The following is a 1,125-nucleotide window of genomic DNA, read 5'->3' as shown; positions in this document are numbered from 1 at the left end:
TTTTATAATGCCCTGTGGTTAACAAAATCTTATCAAGACTGGAGCGCAAATGATCCCTTCCGCCTTACTTTTAGCCACTGCTCAAACCATTCCCTGGAATTTATCCGTCGGCATTACCATGACGTTAGCTAACCTAGTAGCCTTCGTTATCGGTTATTTTGCTATCCAAAATACTGGGGCCGGCCCTGCTTTACCCTTGCCGCAGTTAGCCTCGAAAAAAAGCTTCGGTCTGCCGGAATTATTGGCTACCATGAGTTTTGGCCATATTCTCGGTGCGGGACTGGTTCTCGGTCTTTCTAATGCGGGTATTCTCTAATCAGTAATCAGTAATCAGTGACCGGTAATCCTCAGAGAGAGGAGCCAGTAGTCAGTAGTCAGTAGTCAGGAGAACTAAGTAGGGTCTGCTGAAAAAGTTTGTTGGTGGGGGCAGGGTGTGGGGTGTGGGGTGTGGGGTTTTACCGATTTTGAGGTAGTCAGTTACCTAATTTTCAGGGAAAAAGTACCTGAATTTTACCCCCGATCCCTCCAATGGCTGGCACTTTTTGAGGTCAAAAAAGTCCAAAAGTCTTATCCAACAAGGTTTCTAGATTTATTCAGCAGACCCTAAGTATAAAGATATTTTAGGCAACTTCATCCCTATTTTCCCATTTTTGAACTCTCAAAAGTTAATTATGTCAGAAGTCTAGTAATCGTCAAGATCGGGTGATTATTCTGGCTGCTGGCGAGAAAATTAAGAAAGCAGTGGCCCCAGTCGAAGCTGGAGACTTTGCTAACAAAGAAGAAGCAGTATTTGCTAAATTAACTCATGAAAGTTAGATGGCTGCGGAAAGAAGTATCGAAAATAATTGGTAAATCCGAACGTTGCTAATCGCTTAATTAATCGTAAATATTGCCTCTAAAGTTAATCTCATAAATAAAGATTTCGTCTGTCTCCTTGCCGATTTCAAAAATAACTCGCATTTTGCCAACACGAATTCTGGAGAATCCTTTTAACTCACCTTTAAGTTTTTTGATATCAAGTTCTTCAGGGGGATAAACGTTTTGAGTTTCAAGGCAGGTTTTGAGAATACCAATTTTAGTCAAAACAGATTTTCGGCTATTGGCATCTAGTTTCTCCAAAAATTT

Annotated in this window: 3 protein-coding genes; 2 read left to right on the top strand and 1 reads right to left on the bottom strand. The window is 41.0% G+C overall.

Features of this window, described 5'->3' with window-relative positions; all coding sequences use genetic code 11:
- Positions 1-49: 49 nt before the first annotated feature.
- On the top strand, positions 50-316 hold the full coding sequence (gene psaK / locus PX484_RS04540; RefSeq protein WP_002756861.1) for a photosystem I reaction center subunit PsaK: 267 nt from the start codon (positions 50-52) through the stop codon (positions 314-316).
- Between the two features lie 386 nt (positions 317-702).
- Positions 703-816, top strand: a complete 114-nt coding sequence (locus PX484_RS04535) for a hypothetical protein (RefSeq protein ID WP_002800612.1) — start codon at positions 703-705, stop codon at positions 814-816.
- A 60-nt stretch (positions 817-876) separates the two neighbouring features.
- Here the strand turns inward: PX484_RS04535 and PX484_RS04530 are convergent.
- Positions 877-1,125 (bottom strand): type II toxin-antitoxin system RelE family toxin (locus tag PX484_RS04530; RefSeq protein WP_288103004.1); only part of this gene is annotated, 249 nt, incomplete at its 5' end.

The organism is Microcystis sp. M49636_WE2, assembly GCF_030065375.1.
Taxonomy (GTDB): Bacteria; Cyanobacteriota; Cyanobacteriia; order Cyanobacteriales; family Microcystaceae; genus Microcystis; species Microcystis aeruginosa_C.
The sequence above is the reverse complement of the archived record's forward strand: the minus strand, read 5'-3'. Positions and strand labels throughout refer to the sequence as shown.

Excerpts from the sequence above, each read along its gene's own strand:
- psaK (WP_002756861.1), top strand. The coding sequence starts at position 50 with ATGATCCCTTCCGCCTTACTTTTAGCCACTGCTCAAACCATTCCCTGG.